The organism is Sphingopyxis sp. H115, from assembly GCF_001468465.1.
Lineage (GTDB): Bacteria > Pseudomonadota > Alphaproteobacteria > Sphingomonadales > Sphingomonadaceae > Sphingopyxis.
Window position 1 is genome coordinate 1 of the sequence record NZ_LNSA01000002.1, and the last position, 25664, is coordinate 25664.

The window sequence follows — 25664 nt, forward strand, 5'->3', positions numbered from 1 at the left end:
ACCCCAACCCCTCCCTTAAAGGGGAGGGGCTTTTCCGGCCACAGCAGCGCCGCCGTCTCGGCGGTGTCGCCAACGAAATGCCGCGACAGGCGAAACAATTCTTCGTCGACGCGGGTCGCGAGCAGCGCGCGCACCGTCCCGGCCTTCACCGCCGGGAAATCGAGGGCCTCGGTCAGCGCAGCGATCGCCCAGCCGCGGTCGGGATCGGTGGTGTGGCGGAGGTAATCGACGATCAGCGCGAGCTTCGAATTGCGCGAGCGCGTGTAGATCAGCCGGTCGATCAGGGCCGCGAAGCGCTTCACGCCTCCTCCTCCAAATCGCGGCCGACTAGGTGCAGCGCGCGCGCCTTGCGCTGCGTGAGTTCGCACCAGCGGAGCAGCCCGTCCTCGCTGCCGTGGGTGATCCACGTCTCGCCGGGGTTCACCTCCGCGATCGTCGCGGTGAGTTCGTCCCAGTCGGCATGGTCCGAAATGACGAGCGGCAGTTCGACCATCCGCTGCCGCGCGCGTTGGCGCACGCGCATCCAGCCCGACGCCATCGCGGTCACCGGATCGGGCAGCCGCCGCGACCAGCGGTCGTTCAGCGCCGATGGGGGCGCGAGGACGATCTGCCCCGCCATCTCGGCCTTGTCGGTTTCGCTGACGAGGCGGAGTTCGCCAAGGTCAACGCCGTGCAGCGCATAGAGCGCACACATCTTTTCGAGCGCGCCGTGGATATAGATGGGCGCGTCCCATCCCGCGCCGCGTAATTCGGCGATCACCCGCTGCGCCTTGCCCAGCGCATAGGCGCCGACGAGCACGCTGCGATCGGGCTCGGCGCGCACCGCGCCGATCAGCTTGGCGATCTCGTCGCGGGTGGGAGGGTGGCGGAACACCGGCAGGCCGAAGGTCGCCTCGGTGATAAAAATATCGCACGGCACGACCTCGAAACGCGCGCAGGTCGGGTCGGCGCGGCGTTTGTAATCGCCGGTGACGACGATCCGCTCGCCTGCATATTCCATCAATATCTGCGCGCTGCCGAGAACATGGCCGGCGGGATAAAAGCTGAAGCGCACGCCGCCGCGTTCGAACCCGCCGCCATAGGGGAATGCCTGATTATGGCTCGCCTCGGCATCGACGCCGTAACGCAGCGCCATGATCGCGAGCGTCTCGGGGGTCGCGAACACCGCGCCGTGGCCGCTGCGCGCATGGTCGGCATGGCCGTGCGTCACCGCGGCGCGGTCGACCGGGCGCGACGGGTCGATCCACAGGTCGGCGGGCTTTACATAGATGCCGCCGGGATGCGGCTCGATCCAGGTTTTTGTCTTTGCCATCAGGCGGCGAGTCTCCGCGCCCGCGCCAGGTCGGCGACGAATATCGCCCGTTCCTCGGCGGCCCGCGCGCGGTCGGGCAGCCGGAGCAGGAAGGAGGGGTGGATCGTCGCGATCAGCTTCGTACCGCCTTCCAGCTCGTGTACCGCACCGCGCATCGATTTGATGCTCGCGCTTTTTCCGGTGGCCCCGCGCAAGGCACTTGCTCCCAGCGTCACGATCAGCTCGGGCTGGACAAAGGCGCGTTCCTTGTCGAGCCACCAGCGGCAGATGTCGATCTCGGCGTTCGTCGGATTCTGATGAAGCCGCCTTTTGCCGCGCGGCTCGAACTTGAAATGCTTGACCGCGTTGGTGAGGAACAGTTGCGTCCGCTCGAGTCCTGCCTCCTCCAGCGCCTCATTCAACACCTGCCCAGCCGGGCCGACGAAGGGGCGTCCCTGCAAATCCTCCTGGTCGCCCGGCTGCTCGCCGACGAGCATGATCCGCGCCGCTTCCGGCCCCTCGCCCGCCACGCCCTGCGTCGCGTCGCAATAGAGCGGGCAGCGCGTGCAGCGATCGACCGCCTTCGCCAATTCGGCCAGCGTCGCGATCTCGTCGCCTCGGGTCAATTCGTCCTGCACACGCGTCCGCCATTTGCCGGTCAATGGGTTCGCCATCGAAACGGCCTCCGCCCGCATGCGTTCCACCCGCGCCTCGGCGCCCGCGAGCAGCGGCGCAATATCCTGCGCCTCGGGCAGGTTCTTCCAATATTTCTTCGGCATCTCGGCACGCATCGCGGCAACCTTGACCCGCGCGGGGTTGAAGATCGCGCCATAATAAGTGCGCCACTGATCCTCGACGACGTCGCTATCGGGCACCTCGTCCTTTGTGCCGCCGGGACCATAGGTCAGCGTTTCATCCTGCCAGATCGCGCGCGCTTCGGGCGTTACGATCGCCCAGTCCATGCCGTAGAAGCGCCGCTGGAAGAAAGGCGCGGTCAACCGCAATATGCGATGCGAGGGTTCGAACCACGCCGCGAAACTCTCGCGCCCCGCCTCTTCGCCAAGCCGGCGGAAGCGCACGAAGGCGTGCATCTTGTGCACGTCGCGGCGGATCGCCTTATCGGCTTTTCGCAGCCAGTCGATTTCGGCGTCGGTCGTGCGCGCAAGCAGGTTCCGGTCGTGCAGCGCGCGCCACATGATCCGGTAAAGCCGCGCGGGCACCTCGGCATCGCGATGGCAAATCACCCGGTCGGCAATCTCGACCAGCTCGCGCGGCAGGCTGAGCCGCCCCGCGGGTGCGGCCGCGACCTCATCGCCGAACAGCGAAGCCCCTTCGGCACTACCGCGCCAGCTCACGTCTTCGGGCGCCACCCCGCCCGCGAGCAGCCCGCGCGCCGCGGCCCGCCATTCGGCAAAGTCGCCGGGGACCTTGAGCACCACTTCTCTCATAACGCGAGGGCCAGCTGCTCCGCCGGGGGCGCGAAGCGTGCGCGCAGATCGGCGCTGTCGGTGAGCTTTCCCGGCCGCCAGTCGGGGGTGACGATGAAAGGCAGAAGTTTTTTCACCGATGCGGTCAGCTTCGCGAGATCGCCGAGCCTGAGCTTGCCCAGCCGCCGCGCCGCGACGATGCGGTCGACGGCGCGCGTCCCCAGCCCCGGCACGCGCAGCAGCAGTTCGCGCGGCGCGCGGTTGATGTCGACCGGAAAAATCTCGCGCCGCTGGAGCGCCCACGCAAGCTTCGGATCGATCGTGAGGTCGAGCATCCCCCCGCGGCCCCCTTCCATGATCTCGGCGCGCTCGAAGCCGTAGAAGCGGAGCAGCCAGTCGGCCTGGTACAGCCGGTGCTCGCGCATCAGCGGCGGGCGCACCGGCGGCAGGTCGCGGCTCGCATCGGGGATCGGGCTGTACGCCGAATAATAGACGCGGCGGAGCTGGTAGCCCGAATAAAGGTTCGTCGCGGTCTTCAATATATCGTCGTCGCGCGCCGCGTCGGCGCCGACGATCATCTGCGTCGATTGCCCCGCGGGCGCGAAGCGCGGCGGCTTTGCCTTGCCGATCAAGCGGCTTTTCGCCGCCTCGATCGCGTCGGATTCGCCGACGCGCACCGACGCCATCGTCTTGCGGATCGTCTCGGGCTTTTTTTCGGGCGCGAAACTATGCAATCCCTCTTCGGTCGGCAGTTCGACATTGGTCGAGAGGCGATCGGCATAGAGCCCCGCCAGCGCGACCAGTCCCGGATCGGCGCCCGCAATCGTCTTCAGATGGATGTAGCCGCCGAACCGATGCTCCTCGCGCAGGATGCGCGCCACCTCGACCAGTTGCTCCATCGTATAATCTTCGGACCGGATGATGCCCGACGAGAGGAACAGCCCCTCGATATAATTGCGCTTGTAGAAATCGAGCGTCAGCGCCGCGACCTCCTGCGGGCTGAAGCGCGCGCGCTCGACATTGCTCGACGCGCGGTTGATGCAGAAGCGGCAGTCGTAGATGCAGAAGTTGGTGAGCAATATCTTGAGCAGCGAGATGCACCGTCCGTCGGGCGCATAGCTGTGGCAAATGCCCATGCCCTCGGTCGAGCCAATGCCCTTCGTTGCCGTCGAATCGCGCTTCACCGTCCCCGACGACGCACAGGACGCGTCATATTTCGCGGCATCGGCAAGGATCGCCAGTTTTTCGAGAATCGGCTTCGCAGACATGCCGCATGCCTATCACGCGAACATAGAGAGAACAAATATCCTGCGTTAAGTTGCCGCGGTCACGCGTCGCGCCACCGCGCCGGCAGCGCGATATCGACGATCAGCCCGTCCGGTTCCCAGCGCCGCTCGATCGTTCCGCCCAGATTGTTCTTCACGCTGCGTTCCATCAGCAGCGTGCCGAAGCTGGTGCGATCGGGCGCGACGATTTCGCGGGCGCCGCCGCTCTCAGCCCAGGTCAGCCGGAACATACGATCATCGGCGCCTTCGGCGTCCTGCGTCCAGCCGATATCGACGCGCCCGGCTTCGCCTGTCAGCGCGCCATGCTTGACGGCGTTGGTCGCAAGTTCGTTGAACAGCAGCGCCATTGCGACGAGCGCATTTTCGGGCAGCAACAGGTCGGGGCCCGACCAGCGGATCCGCGGGAAGGCCGCCTCGACCTCGCGCATCAGCGCATGCATCGACCCGGTCATGAAATTGGACCCGAGCAGGACATTTTGCGCGCGATTGAGCGCGTCGAGCCGGCTGCTGATCCGTTCGACATAATCGTCGACGTCCTGCGCGGCGTGGCGGGTCAGCGAGATGATCGCGCTGACCGTCGCGAACAGGTTTCGCATCCGGTGGTGCAATTCGCGCATCAACAGATTGGCATTTTCCTGCCGGCTTTTCTGCTCGGTGATGTCGATGCAGATCCCGGTCAGGACGGCATCGTCGGCCTTGACGTCCCAGTCGCCGCGAATGCCCAGCCAGCGCACGCCGCGTTCGGGATGAACGATCCGATGCTCGACCTTGTACGGCGATCCGTCGGCAACCGATTCGCGCAGCGCGGCCAGCACCGACTCGCGGTCGTCGGGATGGATGCGGCCGATCGTGTCGTCGCGCGTCGCCAGCGCGGTGCGGTAGTCGGCGCCCCACAGTTCGGCGACCGCGCCGCGCCAATCGACCCCCTGGGTGCGGGCGTCGTATCGCCACGTCGCGATCCCCGAAAAATCGAGCGCGCGTTCGAGCGTTCGGCGCGCCTCGTCGCGTTCGGCGCCGAGGCGGCGCAGGTCCGCCTCCGCCATGATGATCCCGGCAAAATCTTCGAGCCGTTCGAGCTCGACATCGGTCAACGCATCCCGTTGTTCCCGGTCGATGATACAAAGACTGCCGAGGACCGCACCATTATAAGCGCGCAGCGGCACCCCGGCATAGAAGCGGATATGAAGATCGCCCGTCACCAGCGGATTGTCATGAAATCGCGGATCGCCGAGCACGTCGGTGACCATCACCGGCCGGTCTTCGGCAATGACATATTGGCAAAAGCTCATCTCGCGCGGCGTTTCGGGGGTATCGAGGCCGTAGGCCGATTTGAACCACTGGCGACAGTCGTCGACCAAGGAAACAAGGGTGATGGGCACGCCGTAAAGTTCGGAAACCATTTTGGTCACCCGATCGAACGCCTGTTCGGGTGGCGTGTCCATGATGCGATATTCACGGAGCGTATCAAGGCGAAGCCGTTCCGCCCGTGCAACCTCATCTCCCCCGTCCGCCAAACCCCGTCCCTCGCCATCCTTCGATGCGGCGGGCGCCGCATCGTTCATCTCCCCGCGGCGCTGCTCTGCCATGAATATGGTCCTTACAAAAGCATGCTGGCCGTATCATGCGGAAATTCGCACGATTACACCGACTTATGGCGTGGCCTCTTCGCGTCCCGGCTGACTCTACGCATTGCGCCCGGACAAGTTGCAGCAATCCTGCGAGCATTTGGGTGCGAGGAGCGGGAACCGACCCGCGCGCAGGCGCGTATGACGACACTTGATGAGGGAGCATTTTCGATGACATTGGGTGAGGAACTTCGCGGCCATCTTCCGTATCTGCGCCGCTATGCGCGCGCCTTGACCGGCAGCCAGCAGCATGGCGACAATTTCGTGCATACCACGCTGGAAGTCATCGTCGCCGCGCCCGAAGAGTTCCATAGCGGCGACGGGACCCGCATCGACCTCTACCGCAATTTCCACCGCATCTGGGAAAGCGCCTATATCGACGAAGGCGAGGACGCCGACGAAGGCGAACATCCGCTGGTCCGCGCGGCGCATCGCCGCCTTGTCCAGATCACGCCGCTTGGCCGGCAGATCCTGCTGCTCACCGCGCTCGAAGGCTTTTCGGTCGAAGAAGCCGGACTGATCACCGGCACCGACAGCGAAACGGTCGAGACGCTGCTCGCCGATGCCGTCGGCGAACTCGACCGCGAAACGCGCACGTCGGTGCTGATCATCGAGGATGAGCCGCTGATCGCGATGGAACTCGAACAGATCGTCCGCGACCTCGGCCACCGCATCGCCGGCATCGCGACGACGCATGACGACGCCGTCGCGGCGTTCGAGGAAACTGACGCCGGGCTCGTCCTTGCCGATATCCAGCTCGCCGACGGGTCCTCGGGAATCGATGCGGTGCAGGAGATATTGGCGATCGCCCCCGTGCCCGCGATCTTCATCACCGCCTTTCCCGAACGGCTGCTCACCGGCGGGCGGGTCGAACCGACCTTCCTGATTTCAAAGCCGTTCCGCGAAAACACCGTGCGCGCGGCGATCAGCCAGAGCCTGCTGTTCACCCCGCAGCTCGCGGCCTAACGTCTACAAGGTGGGCGGTACCGGCCCGTCGAAAGCCGGGCAAAGGCCGTCAATCCGGCGAAGGCCCGCTGCCCGTCAGCTGGTCGACATTGTCCATGATCGTGCGGAACGCCTCGCTCGACGGCATTTCGTCGGCGCTGCGCCGCGGCATTTCGCCGCTGTCCAAGATGGCCTGCAGCGCGGCGCGGCCGCGCGACACGCGGCTTTTCATCGTGCCGACGGCGCAGCCGCAGATCGCCGCACCTTCTTCATAGGATAATTGCCCGGCGCCGATCAGGATGAGCGCCTCGCGCTGGTCGACGGGCAGCATCAGCAGCGCGCGCTGGACGTCGGCGAGGTGAAGGCTGTCGTCCTGGTCGTCGGGGGCGACAAGCAGCCGTTCGGCCGCCATCTCGTCATATTCGGCGGTGAATTTCTTGCGCCGCATCTGCGACAGGAAACAGTTGCGCAGTATCACGAAGGCCCAGCTTTTCATGCTGGCGGGCCCCGGCACATATTGCGCGCGCGCCTTCCACGCCTTCAGCATCGTTTCCTGCACCAGATCGTCCGCCATGTCGGCGTTGCCGGTCAGGCTGCGGCCAAAGGCGCGCAGGTGCGGCAACATCGCCGCGAGTTCGCGCTTGAAGCTGGTATCGTCGAGCGGTTGAGGCGTTACGTCGCTGATAAAATGGCCTTTGTATGGCGATGGGTGGTCATCTCAGCTCCGGCTTAGCGGCTTGGCATGGCATTGCAAGCGCACCCCCGGGTCACGCCGGGCGCGGACGGCGGCCGAGCGCGATGAAATTGTAGAAAATCCGTTCATCCTCGGCATCGATGCGCCCGTTGGCGGCGAGCCGCGCCAGCGCGTCGTCGCGCCATTCGAAGCGCGGATCATAAAGCATCGCCCATTCGGCGAAATCGCGCGTCTCGACCGGCCGTCGCCGCACCTCGATCATGCCGCTGTGCCGCGGATCGGCGCGGATAACGGCAAGGCAGGCATCGACCCGTTCGGCCGGCCCCTCGAGAAGTTGCAGGAAATTGCGGCCGTTATAGACGAGCGCGCCGGTCAGTTCGTCGCGGATATTGTTGCGCCGCGCCGAAACGAGGATCGCGGCGATATCCTCTTCGCGGATCAACGGGTCGGCGACGCTGACATAAGTAACGGAAAGCAAAAGGCCACCTCTCGGATGCCGGCAAAAAGCCCGGCAAAGTGTGACCCCTCACACCTCATCGCTTACGGGCCCTGTGCTTTCTTGGCAACGCGTTCGTCGCAAAAAAACGAAGCCGTGGAACCAGCGGCGCCTTTCCTCGTTGCTTCGGCATGGCTACGCACGGCAACAACAGGACGAACGGCAAGGGAAGCGGCCACCACCCGCTGACCGACGCGCCGAATCGGCCGCAGGGAAGCTTTCCCGGCACCGGCAGCGACGAGTGGCATCGTACGCTGACCGGCCGGCAGTCGCCCGAGCCCGTGAGCGCGAAGCTGCGCATGATTTACGGCAATATCGTTTCCGAACAATTGCCCGACCATATGCTCGACCTTCTCTCCCAGCTCGACCAGAAAAGCCCGAAACAATAATGACCGAAGCCACCGCCGCGTCGCAGGCCGGCGCCCTGTCGGACAGCGAATTCAAGGCGTTGCTGGCAGGCGTCATCCCCCACCTGCGCGCTTACGGGCGCAGCCTTTCGGGAAATCCCGACCTGGCCGACGATCTGACGCAGGACACGATGGTCAAGGCGTGGGCGTCGCGCGAGCGGTTCGAACGCGGCACGTCGATCAAGGCGTGGACCTTCGTCATCCTGCGCAACACCTTCCTGTCGCAGATGCGCCGCAACAAATTCGTCGGCGAATATGACGAGACCGCGGTCGAACGCACCATGTCCACCCCGGCAAGCCAGGAAGACAGCGGCGAAATGGCCGATTTGCAACGCGGCCTGATGGAATTGCCGCAGGACCAGCGCGAGGCGCTGATCCTCGTCGGCGCCGGCGGGCTATCCTATGAAGAGGCGGCGAGCATCTGCGACTGCGCGCTCGGCACGATGAAAAGCCGCGTGTCGCGCGCCCGCGCGGCGCTCGAGGAAATCATGAACCGCGGCCAATTTTCGCAAAAACGCGCCGACGCCCCGCCGTCGAGCGAGGCGGTCGATGCGATCATGGACAGCGTCGAGACGATCACCGCGCGGCGCGAGGCGGCAAACCGCTAAGCCCCCTCGACTTTGCGGTGCGCCAGCGCCAGAACGGAGCATCTTTTCCAGCAAAGCGAGCCTCCCCATGACGAACCTGCCCCCCCTTGCCCTGATCGCCGCGCTCGCCGTTGCCGCCTGCACGGCGCCCGCCACGACCGAAGCCGCCCCCGCCAACACCGCCAGCCTCGACGCATCGGGCGATCAGCCCGCAACCCCGCTCGCCGACGCGCCGTTCACGGTACAGGACATCGCCGATTTCAACGAACCCTGGGCGATGACTTTTGTCCCGGGCACCCGCGCGGCGCTGATCACCGAAAAGTCGGGCAAGCTCAAACTCTGGCAAGAAAATGGCCCGGTTCAGGATGTCGCGGGCGTGCCAAGCGTCGCCTATGGCGGGCAGGGTGGCTTCGGCGACGTGATCGTCGCGCCCGATTTCGCCGCGACCGGCACAATCTATCTGAGCTGGGTCGAAGCGGGCAGCGGCGGCACTTTCGGCGCGGTCGTCGGCAAGGCAAAGCTCGTCCAGGGTACGACGCCGCGGATCGAGGGCCTGCAGATCATCTGGAAACAGGATCCGAAGGTGACGGGCCGCGGCCATTTCTCGCACCGTCTCGCTTTCTCGCCCGACGGCAAATATCTGTTCGTCGGGTCGGGCGAGCGGCAGAAATTCGATCCCGCGCAGGACATGAAGGCGAATCTCGGCAAGGTGCTGCGTCTCAACCCCGACGGCAGCATCCCCGCCGACAACCCCTTTGTATCGCAAGGCGGCGTCACCGCGCAAATCTGGTCGCTCGGCCATCGCAATATCCTCGGCCTTGCCTTCGATGGCACGGGCAAGCTCTGGAATCAGGAAATGGGCCCGAAGGGCGGCGACGAGGTCAATCTGGTCGAAGCGAAGGCCAATTACGGTTATCCGATCGTGTCGAACGGCGATCATTATGACGGCCGCGACATCCCCGACCATGGGACACGCCCCGAATTCGCCGCGCCGAAGCTGTGGTGGAACCCCGCGGTCTCGCCCGCCGGCCTCGCCTTCTACAATGGCGACCTTTACCCCGGCTGGAAGAACAGCCTGCTGATGGGGGCGCTGTCGGGCGAGGGCCTCGTCCGCATGGCAATCGACGGCGACCGTCTCCACAAGTCCGACCGCTGGGATTTCGGCCAGCGCATCCGCGAGGTCGAGGTGCGTGACGACGGATCGGTCTGGCTGCTCACCGACGGCGAGGACGGCAAGCTGGTGAAGCTCGTCCCGAAGAAATAGCCTGCGGCTTTCACCGCGGGGCAAGCATCCCTATATCGCTCCCATGATCCGCGGATTCCTCACCCGGCGCGCCGAATGGCCCGCGCGCATTCCCGATCCCGACGCGCTGCCGCCGCTGACGCTGCTGTGGCGCGAGATCGGGTCGCTGGCGCGCGCGATCGGCGGCCGCGTCCGCCCGATGCCGCCCGAACCCAATCCCGACAGCGAGCATCCCCCGGTGATGGTGCTGCCGGGTTTCCTGTCGGGCGACTGGGCGACGAAGGCGCTGCGCGCCGACCTGCGCCGCGCGGGGTTCCGCTGCTATGCCTGGGGCCTCGGCTTCAACCGCGGCGCGACCGCCGACATCATCGATCGCATCGACACACGCGTCCAGTGGATCATCGACCGCACCGGCTATGCCCCCGCGCTGGTCGGCTGGTCGCTGGGCGGCATCTATGCGCGCGAATATGCGAAGCACCACCCGGACAAGGTCGCGCGCGTCGTCACGCTGGGTTCACCCTTTTCGGGCAGCCGCCGCGCCAACCGCGCCTGGCGGCTCTATCACCTCGTCGCGCGCCACCCGGTCGACAATCCGCCGATCGACTTCCACCCGGCGCCGCGTCCCGAAATGCCGACCTTTGCGCTCTGGTCGAAACATGATGGCGTCGTCGCGGTCAGCAGCGCACGCGGGCTGCCCCACGAAAGCGACCGGCAGGTCGAGGTCGATTGCGGCCATATGGGCTTTGCCTATGCGCCCACCTCGGTTGCGGCGATCGCAAAGGCGTTAACCGAAGACATAGGTTAATCGGGCATAAGGCGATATCCGACGCGCCCAAGGAAGCCTGCCGATGCTATCGATGACGACCGCCCTTGCCCTTGCGATGCAAACCGCCGCCGTGCCCGCACCGCCGGCCTGCCCCGCCGGGCTCGCGGCGGGCAGCGCGCGCATCTGGGTCTACAGCGCGCCCAGCGCCGGTGCGCGCAAGACCGCGAAACTGCGCCCGGGATCGCCGTTGTTTATCTGCAACGCCAATGCCGGCTGGCTCTATGTCCTGTACCGCGACCGGCGCCATTCGTGCCCCGGCACCGCGGCCGGCCTCGACCTGCGTTACACATCGACCTGCGCAAGCGGCTGGCTGCCGCGCCACCGCGTCGCGATCGTCAGCCGTTAGAGTCAGGCCCTAACAAACATCGATGCGATAAGCGGGCGCCGCGCGCCATTCCATCAGCATCCGTCCCGGCCGCTTCCCCGCACGTCCGGTCGATACGAAACCGATCCGGCGCAGCAGCGCGCGCGATCGTTCGTTGTCGGGGTGGCATTCGGCGACGATCGAAGCGCCCGGCCGCGACGAAGCCAGCGCCTCGACCACCGCGCGCACTGCCTCGGTCGCAATGCCCTTGCCGCGCACGCGCGCGGCGAACCAGTAACCGATCTCATATTCCTGTCCCAACCGGCGGTGCACCCCGATCACGCCATTGAGGTCGAGGCCACTTGCATCGCGCACCGCGTGAAAGACATCCCCGCCCCCCGATCCCGCAATCAGCGCGCGGGCGTCGGCTTCGGTGAAGGGCGCGGGCAGGAAATGGACGCGCGAAGTCACCGTTTCGTCGGTGATCGCGGCGAGCGCGCGCGCATCATCGGCGAACAGCGGGGTGATGCGGCAATGGTCGGTCGACAGGGCAAGCAAGGTATCGGTCATGTCGCGTCTTCTTCTAAAAGCGCACGCCGTGACCGGAGGTTTGGTGGTGTGATGATGACCATTCGCCTGCCCGAACACGGCGGCGATGGTCACAGGTGATGCCATGCCGCTCCTATGTAAAGGAGCGCCAATACGCCTTGAATCGGGTGGATCGGTCGTTGGTCATCGGCGACGGGCCTATGCGCAATTCGCGTCCGGGTCAATCCGCCACCAGCGCGTCGATCGCGGGCGCCGCGTCGACCTTGCCGGCAATCATCGCCTCGATCCTCCCGATCCGCGCGTCCGAAACGCCAAAAGCGCGCGCCGCCGATAGCCATTCGGCGCCCGTCACCCGCCCGTCGGCATCGTCCCGAATCAGCCCGCGCACGAAATCAGCGAAGCCTTTCCCGTGCGGCCGGCCCGCATCGTCGACCGCCTTCGCAAACAGCGCGCCGCATGCATAATAGGCGCGCTGGTCGTTCCTCCGCCGCGCGTCGGCGAGCGATCCCTTGGCCAGCGCCGCGATGCAGTCGCTGCGCGCGTCGGCCATGAACGCCTTTGCGTCATAGCTCGCGTCGGCACGTACCGCCGCCTGCATCGCCAGATAATCGGCGCCGCCTTCGGTAATCCACGCCTCGTCGGGCGTCGCATAGTCGACCGTCTCGCCAAGCCAGAAATGCGCGGCCTCGTGCGCGATGAACCAGCGCATCTGGTTGAGCGCGCCCGGCGTCTCCTTCAGCAGTTGCTTGCCCTCGATCCGCATCGTGATCATGCCGGGCGAAACGCTGCCCCCGGTGCTCGCGCCGGCGAAATCCGTCCCCGCCCAGCTCGCGATCACCATCGGCCGGCCGCTCTTGTGCGGCCCCATCTGCGTTTCGAAATCGCGAAAGACCGCCGGTGTGAAATTGCGCAGGCGCGTCGATATCCATGCCGGCAGGCCCGGGTCCAATATCGTCGCAACCGGATCGTCCGGCGACATCGCAACCTCGCCGACATAGACATAATTGTCGCCGACATCGTCGGCGCGCGTCACGCGCTGACCATCAAAAAGCAGGGGCGTGCCCCCGGCGGTCAGCGCGATCCGCGTCGGATAGTCCTGCGGCTCGCGCAACGCCGCGACCGCCTCGCGGCTTTCCTTCGGAAAGCTTTTGAAATGACCGCCATAGAGGGCAAGCGTGCCGTCGGACAGGCGGATCGCCGGATCATAATCGGCAACCAGATCCTTTGCGAGCGGGCGAAAGCGGATCATCACCTCGCGCGGGACGTCGCCGTCGGCGGCAACAAAAGCGTCGAAATCGCCGACCCGCTCCAGCGACACGCCCGGCGTCATCACCTCCCAGCTCTCACGGCGCCAGGGCCGCTGCTCGGCGCGCAGCATCGCCGAACGCGCAAATGCCCAGACGGGCGCATCAGCCGCGAAACGAAAGCGCGCTTTCCATTCGTCGCTGTCGCGAAAGATCAGCACATCGTTCGCCGCCGCGATGGCGGTGGCCTCACCGCCTCCGGGTTTCGGTGGATGCGCAGCGCAAGCTGCCAGCAGGACAAAACATAACACCGGCAGAAATTTCACGCATACCCCCCTGAAAAATCCCCGGTATTCGGCGAAATAGCCAGTCCGCCCATTCGCTGTCAATCGTGCGAGACAATCGGTGCGCTTGACCAAATCCCATCACGCACTATTTAAAGTTACATGAAACGCGACAGCCGACTCTCGGGCGTTCTCCACGTCCTCCTCCACATGGCCGAGCAAGGCGCGCCGATGACGTCGGAGCAGCTCGCCAAGGCGATGCAGACGCACCCGGTCGTGATCCGCCGTACCCTCGGCGGCCTCCGCGATGCGGGCTTCGTCCATAGCGAAAAGGGGCATGGCGGCGGCTGGACGATCGCCAAGCCCCTCGCCGACATCACGATGCGCGACGTCTATGACGCGATCGGGCGGCCCGGCCTGATGGCGATGGGCAACCGCACCGAGGCGCCCGGCTGCCTCGTCGAGCGGGCGGTCAACGCCGCGCTCGATACCAGCTTTCAGGAGGCCGAGGCGCTGCTGCTCGCACGCTTCGCCGAGGTCACGCTCGCTGAGCTCGCCGCCGATTTCCACGCGCGCATGGCCGCGCGCTCCCCCTCCCCCACGACGCAGGAGCATATTCATGGCTGAAGGCGCCCAGCATTTCCTCGACAGCTTCAAGGACCCCGAAGCGGTCGCGCACTACACCGAAGGGCCGAAGCGTTTCGTCCCCGGCCTCGACGGCCTCCACCGCATGACCGGCCTCCTCCTCGCCGAACGCGTGCCCGCCGACGCGCATATCCTCGTCCTCGGCGCGGGTGGCGGCAGCGAGATGAAGGCAATGGCCGACGCCTATCCGGGCTGGCGCTTCACCGGCGTCGATCCCGCGGGACCGATGCTCGACCTCGCGGCCAAGGTCATGGGCGCGAATGCCCACCGCGCCGAGTTGGTCGAGGGCTATATCGACGACGCGCCCGCCGGCCCCTTCGACGGCGCGACCTGCCTCCTCACGCTCCATTTCCTGGAAACCGAAGAGCGCATCCGTACCGCCGGCGAAATTAGCAAGCGGCTGAAACCCGGCGCGCCCTTCGTCGCCGCGCATGGCAGCTTTCCCCAAGAGGCCGGCGAACGCGACCGCTGGCTCGACCGCTACGCGTCCTATGCGATCGCCTCGGGCGGCAATCCCGAACAGGTCGCCAAGGGCCGCGAGGCCGTCGCAACGCACGTCGCGATGCTCAGCCCCGAAGCCGACGAAGAGGTGCTCCGCACCGCGGGCTTCACCGGCGTCGAACAATTCTACGCCGCCTTCACCTGGCGCGGCTGGGTCGGCTATGCTTGAGCGCCGCGTCCGACGCGCGATATTGTAGCGGCGCCGCGGCGCGCTAATATCGGGCGATGACACAGGATCTGCCGATCGGCCGGGCGCTCCGCCGCTTCCGCCGCCTCAACGCTATCAAGCAGGGCCATTTCGCGGAGCTGCTCGGCGTCGCGCAGGCGAGCGTCTCGCGCTGGGAAAGCGGCACGCACGAGCCAGACGCGGCGCACCGCGAGAAAATCGCCGCCCTGATCGCCGCGCAGACGGGGAGCGACGCCGATGCCGCGCTCAAGCGGCTGGTCGAGACCTCGACGCAGGCGGTTCACCTCGTCTGCGACGCGACGCACCGCCTGCTCGCGGCGTCGCCCGCGCGTGCGGCGTCGTGGCAGGCCGACGCCCGGGCCTGTGTCGGCATGTCGCTGTGGCGCTTCGCAACGCGCGAAATCATTCTCGCCGAAGCGGGGCTCGCGGCGGCGGGCTGGTTCGAGCGCCCGTTCCAGACCCTCGACGTCCGGACCGGCGCCAACGGCAGCCGCGAAATCCCCGTCCGCCCCGGACGGATGCGCTGGGAGACCATTCCGCTTTCGGGCGGCCGCACAGGACGCCTGACGACGACGATTGGCTGACGCGCATAATTTTTACGTGTCCGCCTTCGCGGCGCATTTCTATGACGAACCCTTCAAGCGTCGCTGTGAAGGACCGCCCGATGGAACAGGCCATTCAGACAGATCCCGCCCGTCTCGAAGCCATTCTCGCTTTCGTCCAGTCGGCGGAGAAGCTCAAGGACACGCTGCGGAGCGGCATCACCGCGCAGGGCCGCGCCGAGAGTACCGCCGAACATAGCTGGCGGCTCTGCTTGATGACGATCTTGTTCGACCGCGAACTGGGCGATCACGACCGCCTCAAACTGCTCAAGCTGTGTATCGTGCACGACCTCGGCGAAGCGATTTCGGGCGACGTTCCGGCGACGCTGCAGGTCGCGGGCGACGGGCGCGCCGCGCAAGAACGCGCCGATCTGATGACATTATGCGCCCCATTGCCGGACGACCTCCGCGACGAACTCGTCGCGCTGTGGGACGAATATACCGCAGCCGCCACGCCCGAGGCGATCCTCGCCAAGGGCTTCGACAAGCTCGAGACGATGCTCCAGCACCTCGTCGGAAAGAACGGTCCCGATTTCGATTACCGGTTCAACCTCGCCTATGGCGCAAAGCATACCGCGCGCCATCCACTGCTCGCGCAATTACGCGACCTCGTCGATCGGGAAACCCAAAAACGCGTGATAATGATGGCGCCGGCCGAACCAGCCAAAGGCTGAACTCCGCCTACGGCGCGATCAGCTCTTGGGTTTCCGTGATGCCATTTTTTGCACTGGCTCCCCCTTGTGTCGCCAAATAATACAATATATTGCGCAATATATTGTACGAATCGGATCGCGGACGGGACACAGGATGAAGAACGAGCGTTGGGCCATATTTCTTGCCGCCACGACCGCATGGCTGGCGACCGTTGCAGCTGTGGACGAAGCCCCGCTCTCCGCGGCCGACAGGCGCGCCGTGGTCGAACAGCTCGGCCAAGCGCTCGAAGCGAACTATGTCTACCCGGACAAGGCAAAGACGATCGCCGCGACCTTGCGGCGCAATCTCGATGCCGGCGACTATGACACCGCGCATGACCGCCCCGCCCTCGCGCGCGAACTGACCGACGATCTGATTGCCGCGTCGGGCGACCTGCATTTCGCGGTCGGGGTCGACCCTGAATGGGTCGCCAACTATGCCGCGAAAAAGGATCCCGCCCGTGCCGCTGCGCTGCGCGAACAGGAACGTCGCGAGGAAGCACGGCAGAATTTCGGCTTTTCCGGCCTGCGCTATCTCGACGGCAACATCGCCTATGTCGACCTCGCCCATTTCGCTGACCCCGAACTCGGCTATGACGCCGCCGCGGCGGCGATGCGCTTTATCGAAAATGGCGACGCGGTCATCTATGACCTCCGTTATAATAATGGCGGTCATCTGGAGATGGCGCAGCTGCTCGCGAGCCAGCTCTTTCCCGGCGACCGGGATCAGGAGCTGTTCGATTATGACTATAGTCTCGACGGCCGCCGCGTCGCGCGCGGCCAGTGGGTGCTCCCCGCGCTGCCCGCGAAGCGGCTGACCGGCAAGCCCGTCTATATCCTGACCGGTTCGACCAGTTTTTCCGCCGCCGAATGGTTCGCCTACACGCTCAAGAAGCTGGACCGTGCAACGCTGGTCGGCGAACGCACCGCGGGCGGGGCGCATCCGGTCGACCGCAAACCCGTCGGCCGCGATTTCTTCGTGCAGGTGCCGATCGGCCAGATCCGCGATCCCGTGGACGGCGGCGATTTCGAGGGGCAGGGCGTCGCGCCCGACCACCAGCTTGCCTCGGTCGACGCGCTCGCCTTCGCCCACCGCCTCGCGCTTGCCGACCTTGCCAAAGCCGATCCGGCCAAACGCGCCGACGCCGACTGGTTCGCTCCGCAGCTGGCGCCGCACGCGCCGCTATCCGCCGCCGCACTCGAAGCGGTGACCGGCCGTTACGAAGGGCGCCGCGTCGATCTTGTGGACGGCAAATTGCGCTATACGTGGCGCGAGCGGCTGCGCCTGACGCTCGAACCGCTCGGCGGCGACCTGCTGGCGATCGAGGGCGTGCGCGACTTCCGCTTCCGTATCGTCCGCAAAGGCGGCAAGGTCGCCGCGCTCGAACGCATCAACCGCGACGGAACAACCCAGATCTATGCCCGCCTCGACTGACCTGGCCGCAGAACTCGACGATATCTCCTTCCTCGGCCGCCTCAGCGAAGCGCTGAGCCAGCGGATCGAGGAACAGACGCGCCCGCTGTTCGACGAGGCGGGGATCGTGGTGCCGGTGCGGTCCTGCTCGCTGCTTTCGGCGCTCAGCGCGGTGGGCGACGCTTCGGCGGCCGATCTTGCGCGCACGCTCGGCCAGTCACACCAACTGGTGGTCCAGAAATGTCCCGCGCTGCTGCGGCTCGGCCTGATCACCCAGCAACCCGACCCCGCCGACGCGCGGCGCAAGATTTTCCGGCTGACCGAAGCAGGCGAAGATCAGCTCCGCCGGCTCGACGCCTACAGCGCCCGGATCCGCGAGGTTTACCGCGCGCTTTTCGAGGAGGTTGGCGATGTGCATGGAACGATATTGAAAGCACTGAAAGCGCTCGACGATCGTTCGCTCAGTGCCCGGATGGCGGAATAGTCAAAGCCCCCGGAACATCACCAACGCGTCGACGAAGCCTTCGGCCGGATGCGCGAACGCCCCCGGCAACCGCCCGACGATCTCGAACCCCAGCGACTGCCACAGGCCGACCGCGCGGACGTTGCTGCTGACGACGAAGTTGAACTGCATCGCCCGAAAGCCGCGCGCCTTCGCATGGTCGATCGAATGCAGCGCCATCGCCCGCGCGACCCCGCGCCCCGTCGCCGCCGCGCCGGTCACATAGCCCGCATTGGCGACATGCGCTCCCCCGCCCGCCTGGTTGGCGCGCAGATAATAGGTGCCGAGGATAATCCCGTCCTCTTCGGCAACGAACACCTCCTTTCCCGCTCCGAACCAGTAAGCGAGCGCGTCCGCCTCGCGCATGTCGCGGTCCAGCGTATAGGTCTCGCCGGCGCGGATCATCGGTTCGATGATCGCCCACACCGCGGCGGCATCGGCCTTAGTGGCACGCCTGACGATCATCCGAGGAAGGGCGCGACAATTTCGTCGGTCACGCGCAGCGGCCGCCCGCTTGCCTTGTCGAGCAGCGCCCACACCGTCCGCGCGCGGACATGCACCTTTCCGTCCGCGCCGGTAAATTCCATGAAGCGGTCGAACTTTGCGCCCTGCGGCTTGTCGGCGACCCAGGTTCGCGCCGTCACCGTTGCGCCGGGGCCGAGTGCGCGGAGATAATCGATCTCGTGGCGTACGACGACCCAGATATAGGCATCCTTGTGTGCCTCGGGCGCCGCGGCGTCCCAATGCCCCGTCGCAACCTGCTGGATCCACTGCACCCAGACGGCATTATTGACATGGCCGAGCTCGTCGATGCTGTCGGGGGTGGCGGTGAGCTGGAGGTTATATTCTTTCATCGGGAAAGCCCTAGCCCCAACGCCCCCGCAACAAAAGCGGCCGTTGGGGCAATCCGGTTCCGGCTTGTTTGACAGGTCAGCCGCGCCTGCTAAAGGGTTCGGGCCGAGAATAGAGTTGCAGGGTGGTGTCTCCTGCGCTCCCTTTTGAGGGGGTTCTTCTCCGCCACGGCGTTCGACCAATTGGGTGGGAACGCTGCCACGACCCGTCGCGGCTTTCCCCGCAGGAGCGTGAAAATGCACTATATCTATCTGCTGGCCGCTATCGTCTTCGAGGTGTTGGCAACATCCTTCCTCAAACAAGCCGACGGCTTTACCAAATTGACGCCTTCGCTCGTCACGGTCGCAGGCTATGCGACCTCCTTCTTTTTCCTGTCGCTAGCGCTCAGGGATTTGCCGACCGGCATCGCCTATGCGATCTGGTCGGGCGTCGGCATCGTACTGATCGCCGCGATCGCCTGGCTGTTTCAGGGGCAAAGGCTCGACGCGCCGGCGCTGTTCGGCATGGCCCTCATCACCGCCGGGGTGGTCGTGATGAACGTCTTCTCAAAGAGCGTGGCGCACTGAGAAGGCGATGGCGGCCGCCGGGCCGGCTAGGCCAGCTCGACGGTCGTCACCATATAACCTGCGTCGCGGAGTGAGGCGACAAGACTGTCGAGATGCTCGCGGTCGCGCGCCTCGCACTCGATGTCGGTGATCAGCCCCTTCGCGGGCAGCGTCGTGAAGATCCGCTGGTGATAAATTTCGATGATGTTGACCTGCTTCTCGTCGAACAGCTTCATCACCTTGAACAGCGCGCCCGGCCGGTCCTGCAAGCGGATGCGCAGGCGTGCGATGCGGCCCGACCGCGCGAGGTCGCGCAGCAGCACATTGGCGAGCAACCGCGTGTCGATATTGCCGCCGGTGAGCACGAGGCCGACCTTGCGCCCGGCAAATTCTTCGGGATGCGCCAGCATCGCCGCTAGCCCCGCGGCGCCCGCGCCCTCGACAACCGTCTTTTCGATCTGGAGCAGCAGGCTGACCGCGCGCTCGAGATGGCGTTCGGCGACGAGCACGATGTCGTCGTTGAGTTCGGCGACCAGCTTGCGCGTGTAAGCGCCCGGCTCCTTCACCGCGATGCCCTCGGCGAGCGTGTCACCCTCGCACGCCATGTCGACGCCGTTGAGCTCGGCGTACATCGACGGATAAAGCTCGGCCTGCACGCCAACGAGGCGCATGTCGTTCTTGATCCCACGCGCCGCGGTGCCCATGCCGGCAAGCAGCCCGCCGCCGCCGATCGGAACAATGAGGGTATCGAGTTCGGGCACATCCTCGAGCATTTCGAGCGCGACCGTCCCCTGCCCCGCCGCGACATGCGGATGGTCGAAGGGATGGACGAAGGTCAGCCCGCGCTCGACCTCGAGCACGCGCGCGTGCGCATAGGCGTCGTCGAAGGTCTCACCGTGCAGCACGATCGTCGCGCCATGGCTCGCGGTCTGCGACACTTTCACCTGCGGCGTCGTGCTCGGCATCACGATGGTGACGGGCACGCCGAGACGCTTGCCATGATAGGCGAGGCCCTGCGCATGATTGCCCGCCGACGCCGCAATTGCGCCGCGCGCCTTCGCCTCGTCGTCGAGCAGAAGCAGCGCGTTCAAGGCGCCGCGTTCCTTGTACGCCGCGGTGAATTGCAGATTCTCGAACTTCAGCCACACCTCGGCGCCGACCAGCTCGGACAGCGTCTGCGAGTGCAGGGTCGGCGTCCGCACGACCGCGCCATTAATTCGTTCCGCCGCCGCGCGCACATCGTCCAATGTGATCGCCGGAAGATCGGCGGCGGAGGTCAGGGTGAGTTGATCGGTCATAGCGATGCGGCCCTAGCCTATCTGGCGCGCCGCGCAAACTATGCTTATGGACACAGCCATGAGCGAACAAAAATTGCGCATCACTTTCATCGGTACCGGCGTCATGGGCGGACCGATGGCGGGCCACCTCGTCAAGGCGGGCCATCATCTCACCGTCTATAACCGCACGCGCGCCAAGGCCGATGCGTGGGCCGTACAGCATGGCGGCACCGCTGCGGCGACCCCGGCGGAGGCGGCAGAGGGCGCCGATGTGGTCCTGACCTGCGTCGGCAACGACGACGATCTGGCGCAGGTGACGCTCGGCCGCGACGGCGCGTTCAAGGCGATGAAAAAGGGCGCGCTGTTCGTCGATCACACCACCGTTTCGGCGCGCATCGCGCGTCAGCTGTCGGTCGAAGCCGACGGGCTCGGCCTGCTCTGTCTCGACGCCCCCGTCTCGGGCGGCGAGGCGGGCGCGCAGAACGGCACGCTGTCGATCATGTGCGGCGGCAGCAAGGCCGCGTTCGACGCCGCGGCGCCGGTGATACAGGCCTATGCCGCGCGCATGGTGCATATCGGCGGTCCCGGCGCGGGGCAGACGACGAAGATGGTCAACCAGATTGCGATCGCCGGGGTGATCCAGGGCCTGTCCGAAGCGCTGCGCTTCGCGCAGGCGTCGCGGCTCGATACCGACAAGGTATTCGAGGCGGTGTCAGGCGGCGCGGCGGCGAGCTGGCAGATGCTCAACCGCTGGGGCACGATGGCGAAGGACGAGTTCGACTTCGGCTTCGCGGTCGACTGGATGCGCAAGGATTTGGGCCTTGCGATCGACGAAGCGCGCGCGAATGGTGCGACCTTGCCCGTCGCCAGCCTCGTCGACCAATTCTACGCCGATGTGCAAAAGGCCGGCGGCGGCCGCAAGGATACGAGTTCGCTGGTGACGAGGCTGCCGAAATGAAGCGCCTCCTGCTGGCCGCGCTGGCCCTCACCCTCGCCGCCCCCGCGCACGCCGACACGCTGGTCGACAATGTCAACGGCATCACACTCGACAAGGACGGCAAGCTCGTCCGCTTCACCGGGCTCGTCATCGATACCGAGGGCAAGGTGAAGCAGTTGCTCGACCGCAAGGACAAGCGCCCAGAACGCCCCGATTTCAAGCAGGACGGCAAGGGCAGGACCCTGATCCCCGGCCTGATCGACGCGCACGGCCATGTCATGGGGCTGGGTTTCCAGCTGATGCTGCTCGACCTTTCGGACACGACCAGCCTTGCCGAGGCGCAGGCGGCGATCCGCAAATATGCCGCCGACAATCCCGAAATGCCGTGGATCATCGGATCGGGCTGGAACCAGGAAAAATGGGGCCTCGGCCGCTTCCCGACCGCCGCCGACCTCGACGCCGCGGTGCCGAACCGCCCCGTCTGGCTCGGCCGCGTCGACGGCCACGCCGGCTGGGCGAACAGCGCCGCGATGGCCGCCGCGAAGATTACCGCCGCGAGCAAGTCGCCCGAGGGCGGCCGTATCGAGATGGAAGGCGGCAAGCCGAGCGGCGTTTTCGTCGATGCGGCGATGAACCTGATCGACAGCGCCAAGCCCAAGCCGCTCGCGCGCGACCTCGACCGCGCGCTGTACCTCGCGCAGCAGAAGCTGCTCGAACAGGGGATCACGACGATTGCCGACATGGGCACGACGATCGAGGAGTGGCAGGCCTATCGCCGCGCGGGCGACAAGAAGCAGCTCGCGGTGCGCGTCCTCTCCTATGGCGGCGACATCGACAATATGGCGCTGATCGCCGGACCCGGCCCGACGCCCTGGCTCTATGACGACCGGCTCCGCATGGTCGGGGTGAAGCTCTATCTCGACGGTGCCTTGGGATCGCGCGGCGCGTGGCTGAAAGCGCCTTATGCCGACGCGCCGGGGCAGAAGGGCTTGCCCCTCCTCACCCCCGCGCAGCTCCGCAACAAGATGGTGCGCGCGTCGATGGACAAGTTCCAGGTCGCGATCCACGCGATCGGCGACGCCGCCAATGCCGAGGCGCTCGACGCAATTACCGACCTCACCGCCGATCTCCCCGGCGAACGCCGCTGGCGCATCGAACATGCGCAGATCATCGACCCCGTCGACATCCCCCGTTTCGCGACGCTCAAGGTCATCGCCTCGATGCAGCCGATCCACCAGCCGAGCGACCGGGTGATGGCCGAAGCGCGCCTTGGTCCCGACCGCCTGAAAGGCGCCTATGCGTGGCGCAGCCTCCAGAATGCCGGCGTCCGCCTCGCCTTCGGTTCGGACGTGCCGGTCGAAAGCGCCAACCCCTTCCCCGGCATCGCCGCCGCCATCTCGCGCACCGACGCGAAGGGCGAACCCTTCGGCGGCTGGCGTCCCGAGGAAGCGGTCAGCCGCGAGACCGCGCTCGACGGCTTCACGCGCACGGCGGCCTTTGCCGGGTTCGCCGAGGACCGGATCGGCACGCTGATGCCCGGCATGCGCGCCGACTTCCTGATCGTCGACGCCGACCCAATGCTCGCGAGCCCCGACGAGATCCGCCGCATGGTGCCGCTCGAAACCTGGGTCGGCGGTTATCGCTATTACAAGCGGAAAGAGGGGGCGACCGTTGGCCGGTGACACGCCGTCCCGCCGCGCGTTGCTGACCGGGCTTGCCGCGTTGCCGGTCGCGGCGAGCGCGACGGCGGCCGAGCGCAAGGAACGCCGCTCGAAAAAGCGCAAACCGGCGAAACCGAAGATACAGCATGTCGACGTCGCGATCATCGGCGCCGGCGTGTTCGGCGCGTGGACCGCGTGGCATCTGCTGCGCGCGGGCAAGTCGGTGCGCCTGTTCGACGCCTATGGCGCCGGCAATGCGCGCAGCTCATCAGGGGGCGAAAGCCGCGTCATTCGCATGGGCTACGGCGCTGACCATATCTATTCGGAGATGGCGCGCGATTCGCTCGAATATTGGAAGGCGCTGTCCGACACGGCGAGCGCGCCGATTTTTCACAACACCGGCGTGCTCTGGTTCGCGCCGCAGGGCGACGCCTATACCGCGCAGTCGCTCGCGTGGCTGCAGGCGAACCGCGTCGGCCACGAGCATGGCGACGTCAGCTGGCTGCAGAATAGATATCGCCAGATCCAATTCTATCAGGGCGAAACCGGTATCCTCGAAACCGGGACGGGCGCGCTGATCGCCGCCAGAGGCGTGCAGGAGGTGATCGCCGACGCGCAGATTGCGGTCGAGCGCGTCGTCATGCCCGCACCGCTTTTTTCCAAACGGATCAAGCGCCACACGCTGCCCGATGGCGGCACCGCCGACCATCTCGTCTATGCCGCGGGGCCGTGGATCGCCGAGCTTTTCCCGCAGCAGTTGATGAACAAGATCGTCGCGACGCGGCAGGAGGTCTATCATTTCGGCGCACCGCAGGGCGACAGCCGCTTCGCGCCGCCCGAACTGCCCGTCTGGGCCGATTTCAACAACGGCCGCATCGTTTACGGCATCCCCGACCTCGAAGGCGCAGGCTTCAAGATCGCGTTCGACACGCACGGCCCGACGATCGACCCCGACACGCTCGAACGCCAGCTCACTCCGGCGGGCATCGCCGAGGCGCGCGCCTATGTCGCGCGGCGCTTCCCCGGGCTCGCCAATGCGCCGCTGATCGGCGGGCGCGTCTGCCAATATGAGAATAGCTCGAACGGCGATTATCTGATCGACCGCTTTCCGGGGCAGGAGCGCGTGTGGCTCGTCGGCGGCGGGTCGGGGCATGGGTTTAAGAACGGCCCCGCGGTCGGCAAGCGCGTCGCGGCGCATATCCTCGACGAGGATCTGGCGGTCGAACCGCGCTTCGCCTTCTCGAGCAAGGGCACGGTGGCGGCGCGGACGGTGTTCTGAGCGAACCATCTTCGCCTACCACTACCCGTCATCCCGGTGAAGGCCGGGATCTCGCCGGTGCGGTTCCACGAGAGGGTGAGATCCCGGCATTCGCCGGGATGACGATTTGAGGAGGGGTAGACAAGCGTGCACCTGACCGACTGCCATAACATCGACGATTTCCGCGCGCTCGCAAAGCGGCGCCTGCCCTGGCCGGTGTTCGACTATATCGACGGCGCCGCCGACGACGAAGTCACCCGCCGCCGCAACCGCGCCGCCTTCGACGATTGCGACCTGATCCCGCGCGTCCTCGCCGGGGTCGAAAGCGTCGACATGAAGACGACGCTGTTCGGGCGCGAGATCGCAATGCCGCTCTTCCTCTCGCCCACCGCGCTGCAACGCCTGTTCCACTGGCAGGGCGAACGCGCTGTGCTCCGCGCCGCCGCGAACGCGGGCACCGTCGCGGGCATTTCGAGCCTTGCGACGATCAGCCTAGCCGAAGCCGGCGCGCTGACGAGCGGCCCGAAACTCTTCCAGCTCTATGTCCACCACGACGAGGGGCTCAACCAGGCGATGCTCGACGCCGCGCGCGATGCCAAATTCGACGCCGTCGCGCTCACCGTCGATACGATTGTCGGCGGCAACCGCGAACGCTGCCTGCGCTCGGGCTTCACCTCGCCGCCGCGCTTCACCGCGTCGAACATGCTGAGCTACGCCGCCAAGCCCGGCTGGGGGCTCAATTATATGCTCCGCGAAAAGTTCAGCCTGCCCAATCTCGCGACGCATGTTTCCGAAGGGTCGAGCGTCCCCAAATCGGTCGCCGAATATTTCACCTCGATGCTCGACCAGAGCCTCGACTGGAAACGCGCCGAGGCGATCCGCAAGAAGTGGGACGGCCCCTTCTGCCTGAAAGGGATCGTCGCGGTCGAGGATGCGAAACGCGCCGCCGACATCGGCGCCACCGCGATCATGGTGTCGAACCACGGCGGGCGCCAGCTTGACGGCAGCATTTCGCCGTTCGACGCGCTCGCCGCGATCGTCGATGCGGTGGGCGACAAGGTCGAGGTGATCTGCGACGGCGGCATCACGCGCGGCACCCATGTGCTGAAAGCGCTGTCGGTCGGCGCGAAGGCCTGTTCGGGCGGGCGCCTCTATCTTTACGCGCTCGCGGCGGCGGGCGAGGATGGCGTCGCGAGCGCGATCGCCCTGCTCCGTGCCGAGATGGAACGCGGCATGAAATTGATGGGGGCCAGGACCCTCGCGGATCTCGGCCCCCATAATTTGCGCTGGCGCTGACTTTCCCTCTTTCGTCATCCCTGCGAAAGCGGGGACCCAGTTCCAGGATCGCGTTTGCAATCGACGTCGAGCTGGGTTCCCGTTTTC

At 66.1% G+C, this 25664-nt stretch carries 28 protein-coding genes and 1 pseudogene; 17 read left to right on the top strand and 12 right to left on the bottom strand.

Annotation, left to right across the window (positions count from 1 at the left end; genetic code table 11):
- The 5 genes and pseudogenes from ATE71_RS01630 to ATE71_RS01650 all read right to left on the bottom strand — a co-directional run.
- Positions 1–302, bottom strand: a pseudogene (locus tag ATE71_RS01630) (ATP-dependent DNA ligase); the annotation flags it as partial.
- Positions 299–1312: a ligase-associated DNA damage response exonuclease gene (locus ATE71_RS01635; RefSeq protein ID WP_058801660.1), complete on the bottom strand. Its 1014-nt coding sequence runs from the start codon at positions 1310–1312 to the stop codon at positions 299–301. The pseudogene ATE71_RS01630 and the gene ATE71_RS01635, both read right to left, overlap by 4 nt.
- Positions 1312–2739, bottom strand: a complete 1428-nt coding sequence (locus ATE71_RS01640) for a UdgX family uracil-DNA binding protein (RefSeq protein WP_058801661.1) — start codon at positions 2737–2739, stop codon at positions 1312–1314. The genes ATE71_RS01635 and ATE71_RS01640 overlap by 1 nt, the downstream gene beginning before the upstream one ends.
- A complete protein-coding gene (locus ATE71_RS01645) occupies positions 2736–3986 on the bottom strand; it encodes a putative DNA modification/repair radical SAM protein (RefSeq protein WP_058801662.1) in 1251 nt (416 codons plus the stop codon). Before ATE71_RS01645 ends, ATE71_RS01640 begins: the two co-directional genes overlap by 4 nt.
- Positions 3987–4045: 59 nt before the next feature.
- Positions 4046–5590 (bottom strand): GAF domain-containing protein, encoded by a 1545-nt coding sequence (locus ATE71_RS01650; RefSeq protein WP_058801663.1) that lies wholly within the window; start codon positions 5588–5590, stop codon positions 4046–4048.
- Between the two features lie 210 nt (positions 5591–5800).
- On the opposite strand from ATE71_RS01650, the gene ATE71_RS01655 reads away from it, so the two are divergent.
- Positions 5801–6595, top strand: coding sequence for a response regulator (locus ATE71_RS01655; RefSeq protein ID WP_058801664.1), 795 nt, complete (start codon positions 5801–5803; stop codon positions 6593–6595).
- A gap of 49 nt (positions 6596–6644) precedes the next feature.
- Here ATE71_RS01655 and ATE71_RS01660 read toward each other — a convergent pair whose 3' ends face one another.
- Together ATE71_RS01660 and ATE71_RS01665 are read right to left on the bottom strand one after the other, a co-directional pair.
- Complete coding sequence (locus ATE71_RS01660; protein WP_082665021.1) at positions 6645–7199, bottom strand: sigma-70 family RNA polymerase sigma factor; 555 nt, start codon at positions 7197–7199, stop codon at positions 6645–6647.
- Positions 7200–7341: 142 nt separating this feature from the next.
- The gene (locus tag ATE71_RS01665; protein ID WP_058801666.1) at positions 7342–7746 is read right to left on the bottom strand and encodes a BLUF domain-containing protein; all 405 of its coding nucleotides are present in this window, start codon (positions 7744–7746) and stop codon (positions 7342–7344) included.
- Positions 7747–7895: 149 nt separating this feature from the next.
- On the opposite strand from ATE71_RS01665, the gene ATE71_RS01670 reads away from it, so the two are divergent.
- The 5 genes from ATE71_RS01670 to ATE71_RS01690 all read left to right on the top strand — a co-directional run bounded on the left by ATE71_RS01670 (position 7896) and on the right by ATE71_RS01690 (position 11173).
- Positions 7896–8153: a NepR family anti-sigma factor gene (locus ATE71_RS01670; RefSeq protein WP_058801667.1), complete on the top strand. Its 258-nt coding sequence runs from the start codon at positions 7896–7898 to the stop codon at positions 8151–8153.
- The gene (locus ATE71_RS01675; RefSeq protein WP_058801668.1) at positions 8153–8779 is read left to right on the top strand and encodes a sigma-70 family RNA polymerase sigma factor; all 627 of its coding nucleotides are present in this window, start codon (positions 8153–8155) and stop codon (positions 8777–8779) included. Before ATE71_RS01670 ends, ATE71_RS01675 begins: the two co-directional genes overlap by 1 nt.
- Positions 8780–8846: 67 nt before the next feature.
- Positions 8847–10022, top strand: a complete 1176-nt coding sequence (locus ATE71_RS01680; RefSeq protein WP_058801669.1) for a PQQ-dependent sugar dehydrogenase — start codon at positions 8847–8849, stop codon at positions 10020–10022.
- Between the two features lie 43 nt (positions 10023–10065).
- Positions 10066–10806, top strand: a complete 741-nt coding sequence (locus ATE71_RS01685) for an esterase/lipase family protein (RefSeq protein ID WP_058801670.1) — start codon at positions 10066–10068, stop codon at positions 10804–10806.
- Positions 10807–10849: 43 nt separating this feature from the next.
- Entirely contained in the window at positions 10850–11173 is a 324-nt protein-coding gene (locus tag ATE71_RS01690) for a hypothetical protein (RefSeq protein WP_058801671.1), read from the top strand.
- Positions 11174–11182: 9 nt separating this feature from the next.
- Here ATE71_RS01690 and ATE71_RS01695 read toward each other — a convergent pair whose 3' ends face one another.
- A complete protein-coding gene (locus ATE71_RS01695; RefSeq protein ID WP_058801672.1) occupies positions 11183–11701 on the bottom strand; it encodes a GNAT family N-acetyltransferase in 519 nt (172 codons plus the stop codon).
- Positions 11702–11900: 199 nt separating this feature from the next.
- Complete coding sequence (locus ATE71_RS01700; RefSeq protein WP_058801673.1) at positions 11901–13250, bottom strand: hypothetical protein; 1350 nt, start codon at positions 13248–13250, stop codon at positions 11901–11903.
- Between the two features lie 120 nt (positions 13251–13370).
- Between ATE71_RS01700 and ATE71_RS01705 the strand changes: the two genes are divergently transcribed.
- From ATE71_RS01705 to ATE71_RS01730, 6 genes are all read left to right on the top strand, one after another.
- Positions 13371–13835, top strand: coding sequence for an RrF2 family transcriptional regulator (locus ATE71_RS01705; protein WP_058801674.1), 465 nt, complete (start codon positions 13371–13373; stop codon positions 13833–13835).
- On the top strand, positions 13828–14523 hold the full coding sequence (locus tag ATE71_RS01710; protein ID WP_058801675.1) for a class I SAM-dependent methyltransferase: 696 nt from the start codon (positions 13828–13830) through the stop codon (positions 14521–14523). Before ATE71_RS01705 ends, ATE71_RS01710 begins: the two co-directional genes overlap by 8 nt.
- A gap of 56 nt (positions 14524–14579) precedes the next feature.
- Positions 14580–15125, top strand: coding sequence for a helix-turn-helix domain-containing protein (locus tag ATE71_RS01715; RefSeq protein WP_058801676.1), 546 nt, complete (start codon positions 14580–14582; stop codon positions 15123–15125).
- Between the two features lie 80 nt (positions 15126–15205).
- Positions 15206–15817, top strand: a complete 612-nt coding sequence (locus ATE71_RS01720; protein WP_058801936.1) for an HD domain-containing protein — start codon at positions 15206–15208, stop codon at positions 15815–15817.
- Positions 15818–15950: 133 nt separating this feature from the next.
- Positions 15951–17270 (top strand): S41 family peptidase, encoded by a 1320-nt coding sequence (locus ATE71_RS01725; RefSeq protein WP_058801677.1) that lies wholly within the window; start codon positions 15951–15953, stop codon positions 17268–17270.
- The gene (locus ATE71_RS01730; protein ID WP_058801678.1) at positions 17254–17733 is read left to right on the top strand and encodes a MarR family winged helix-turn-helix transcriptional regulator; all 480 of its coding nucleotides are present in this window, start codon (positions 17254–17256) and stop codon (positions 17731–17733) included. The genes ATE71_RS01725 and ATE71_RS01730 overlap by 17 nt, the downstream gene beginning before the upstream one ends.
- Here ATE71_RS01730 and ATE71_RS01735 read toward each other — a convergent pair whose 3' ends face one another.
- Together ATE71_RS01735 and ATE71_RS01740 are read right to left on the bottom strand one after the other, a co-directional pair.
- On the bottom strand, positions 17734–18216 hold the full coding sequence (locus tag ATE71_RS01735) for a GNAT family N-acetyltransferase (RefSeq protein ID WP_058801679.1): 483 nt from the start codon (positions 18214–18216) through the stop codon (positions 17734–17736).
- The gene (locus tag ATE71_RS01740; RefSeq protein ID WP_058801680.1) at positions 18213–18605 is read right to left on the bottom strand and encodes an acyl-CoA thioesterase; all 393 of its coding nucleotides are present in this window, start codon (positions 18603–18605) and stop codon (positions 18213–18215) included. Before ATE71_RS01740 ends, ATE71_RS01735 begins: the two co-directional genes overlap by 4 nt.
- Before the next feature lie 234 nt (positions 18606–18839).
- On the opposite strand from ATE71_RS01740, the gene ATE71_RS01745 reads away from it, so the two are divergent.
- The gene (locus ATE71_RS01745; RefSeq protein WP_058801681.1) at positions 18840–19169 is read left to right on the top strand and encodes a DMT family transporter; all 330 of its coding nucleotides are present in this window, start codon (positions 18840–18842) and stop codon (positions 19167–19169) included.
- Positions 19170–19195: 26 nt separating this feature from the next.
- Here ATE71_RS01745 and ATE71_RS01750 read toward each other — a convergent pair whose 3' ends face one another.
- Positions 19196–20446 carry a threonine ammonia-lyase gene (locus tag ATE71_RS01750; RefSeq protein ID WP_058801682.1) on the bottom strand — a complete coding sequence of 417 codons (1251 nt, stop codon included), beginning with the start codon at positions 20444–20446 and terminating at the stop codon, positions 19196–19198.
- Between the two features lie 58 nt (positions 20447–20504).
- Between ATE71_RS01750 and ATE71_RS01755 the strand changes: the two genes are divergently transcribed.
- The 4 genes from ATE71_RS01755 (at position 20505) to ATE71_RS01770 (ending at position 25577) form a co-directional block, all read left to right on the top strand.
- Entirely contained in the window at positions 20505–21383 is an 879-nt protein-coding gene (locus ATE71_RS01755; protein WP_082665023.1) for an NAD(P)-dependent oxidoreductase, read from the top strand.
- Positions 21380–23044 (top strand): amidohydrolase, encoded by a 1665-nt coding sequence (locus ATE71_RS01760; RefSeq protein ID WP_058801684.1) that lies wholly within the window; start codon positions 21380–21382, stop codon positions 23042–23044. Before ATE71_RS01755 ends, ATE71_RS01760 begins: the two co-directional genes overlap by 4 nt.
- Positions 23034–24302 (top strand): FAD-dependent oxidoreductase, encoded by a 1269-nt coding sequence (locus ATE71_RS01765; RefSeq protein ID WP_058801685.1) that lies wholly within the window; start codon positions 23034–23036, stop codon positions 24300–24302. Before ATE71_RS01760 ends, ATE71_RS01765 begins: the two co-directional genes overlap by 11 nt.
- Before the next feature lie 126 nt (positions 24303–24428).
- The gene (locus tag ATE71_RS01770) at positions 24429–25577 is read left to right on the top strand and encodes an alpha-hydroxy acid oxidase (protein ID WP_058801686.1); all 1149 of its coding nucleotides are present in this window, start codon (positions 24429–24431) and stop codon (positions 25575–25577) included.
- The last annotated feature ends 87 nt before the right edge of the window (positions 25578–25664 follow it).

What these genes read in the sequence shown, in the direction of transcription:
- ATE71_RS01685 (WP_058801670.1), top strand. Translation starts at nt 10,066, where the DNA reads ATGATCCGCGGATTCCTCACCCGGCGCGCCGAATGGCCCGCGCGCATT.
- ATE71_RS01760 (WP_058801684.1), top strand. Translation starts at nt 21,380, where the DNA reads ATGAAGCGCCTCCTGCTGGCCGCGCTGGCCCTCACCCTCGCCGCCCCC.
- ATE71_RS01680 (WP_058801669.1), top strand. Translation starts at nt 8,847, where the DNA reads ATGACGAACCTGCCCCCCCTTGCCCTGATCGCCGCGCTCGCCGTTGCC.
- ATE71_RS01710 (WP_058801675.1), top strand. Translation starts at nt 13,828, where the DNA reads ATGGCTGAAGGCGCCCAGCATTTCCTCGACAGCTTCAAGGACCCCGAA.
- ATE71_RS01725 (WP_058801677.1), top strand. Translation starts at nt 15,951, where the DNA reads ATGAAGAACGAGCGTTGGGCCATATTTCTTGCCGCCACGACCGCATGG.
- ATE71_RS01740 (WP_058801680.1), bottom strand. Translation starts at nt 18,605, where the DNA reads ATGAAAGAATATAACCTCCAGCTCACCGCCACCCCCGACAGCATCGAC.
- ATE71_RS01755 (WP_082665023.1), top strand. Translation starts at nt 20,505, where the DNA reads ATGAGCGAACAAAAATTGCGCATCACTTTCATCGGTACCGGCGTCATG.
- ATE71_RS01730 (WP_058801678.1), top strand. Translation starts at nt 17,254, where the DNA reads ATGCCCGCCTCGACTGACCTGGCCGCAGAACTCGACGATATCTCCTTC.
- ATE71_RS01695 (WP_058801672.1), bottom strand. Translation starts at nt 11,701, where the DNA reads ATGACCGATACCTTGCTTGCCCTGTCGACCGACCATTGCCGCATCACC.
- ATE71_RS01640 (WP_058801661.1), bottom strand. Translation starts at nt 2,739, where the DNA reads ATGAGAGAAGTGGTGCTCAAGGTCCCCGGCGACTTTGCCGAATGGCGG.
- ATE71_RS01670 (WP_058801667.1), top strand. Translation starts at nt 7,896, where the DNA reads ATGGCTACGCACGGCAACAACAGGACGAACGGCAAGGGAAGCGGCCAC.
- ATE71_RS01745 (WP_058801681.1), top strand. Translation starts at nt 18,840, where the DNA reads ATGCACTATATCTATCTGCTGGCCGCTATCGTCTTCGAGGTGTTGGCA.
- ATE71_RS01720 (WP_058801936.1), top strand. Translation starts at nt 15,206, where the DNA reads ATGGAACAGGCCATTCAGACAGATCCCGCCCGTCTCGAAGCCATTCTC.
- ATE71_RS01655 (WP_058801664.1), top strand. Translation starts at nt 5,801, where the DNA reads ATGACATTGGGTGAGGAACTTCGCGGCCATCTTCCGTATCTGCGCCGC.
- ATE71_RS01650 (WP_058801663.1), bottom strand. Translation starts at nt 5,590, where the DNA reads ATGGCAGAGCAGCGCCGCGGGGAGATGAACGATGCGGCGCCCGCCGCA.
- ATE71_RS01750 (WP_058801682.1), bottom strand. Translation starts at nt 20,446, where the DNA reads ATGACCGATCAACTCACCCTGACCTCCGCCGCCGATCTTCCGGCGATC.
- ATE71_RS01635 (WP_058801660.1), bottom strand. Translation starts at nt 1,312, where the DNA reads ATGGCAAAGACAAAAACCTGGATCGAGCCGCATCCCGGCGGCATCTAT.
- ATE71_RS01705 (WP_058801674.1), top strand. Translation starts at nt 13,371, where the DNA reads ATGAAACGCGACAGCCGACTCTCGGGCGTTCTCCACGTCCTCCTCCAC.
- ATE71_RS01690 (WP_058801671.1), top strand. Translation starts at nt 10,850, where the DNA reads ATGCTATCGATGACGACCGCCCTTGCCCTTGCGATGCAAACCGCCGCC.
- ATE71_RS01675 (WP_058801668.1), top strand. Translation starts at nt 8,153, where the DNA reads ATGACCGAAGCCACCGCCGCGTCGCAGGCCGGCGCCCTGTCGGACAGC.
- ATE71_RS01715 (WP_058801676.1), top strand. Translation starts at nt 14,580, where the DNA reads ATGACACAGGATCTGCCGATCGGCCGGGCGCTCCGCCGCTTCCGCCGC.
- ATE71_RS01735 (WP_058801679.1), bottom strand. Translation starts at nt 18,216, where the DNA reads ATGATCGTCAGGCGTGCCACTAAGGCCGATGCCGCCGCGGTGTGGGCG.
- ATE71_RS01660 (WP_082665021.1), bottom strand. Translation starts at nt 7,199, where the DNA reads ATGTTGCCGCACCTGCGCGCCTTTGGCCGCAGCCTGACCGGCAACGCC.
- ATE71_RS01645 (WP_058801662.1), bottom strand. Translation starts at nt 3,986, where the DNA reads ATGTCTGCGAAGCCGATTCTCGAAAAACTGGCGATCCTTGCCGATGCC.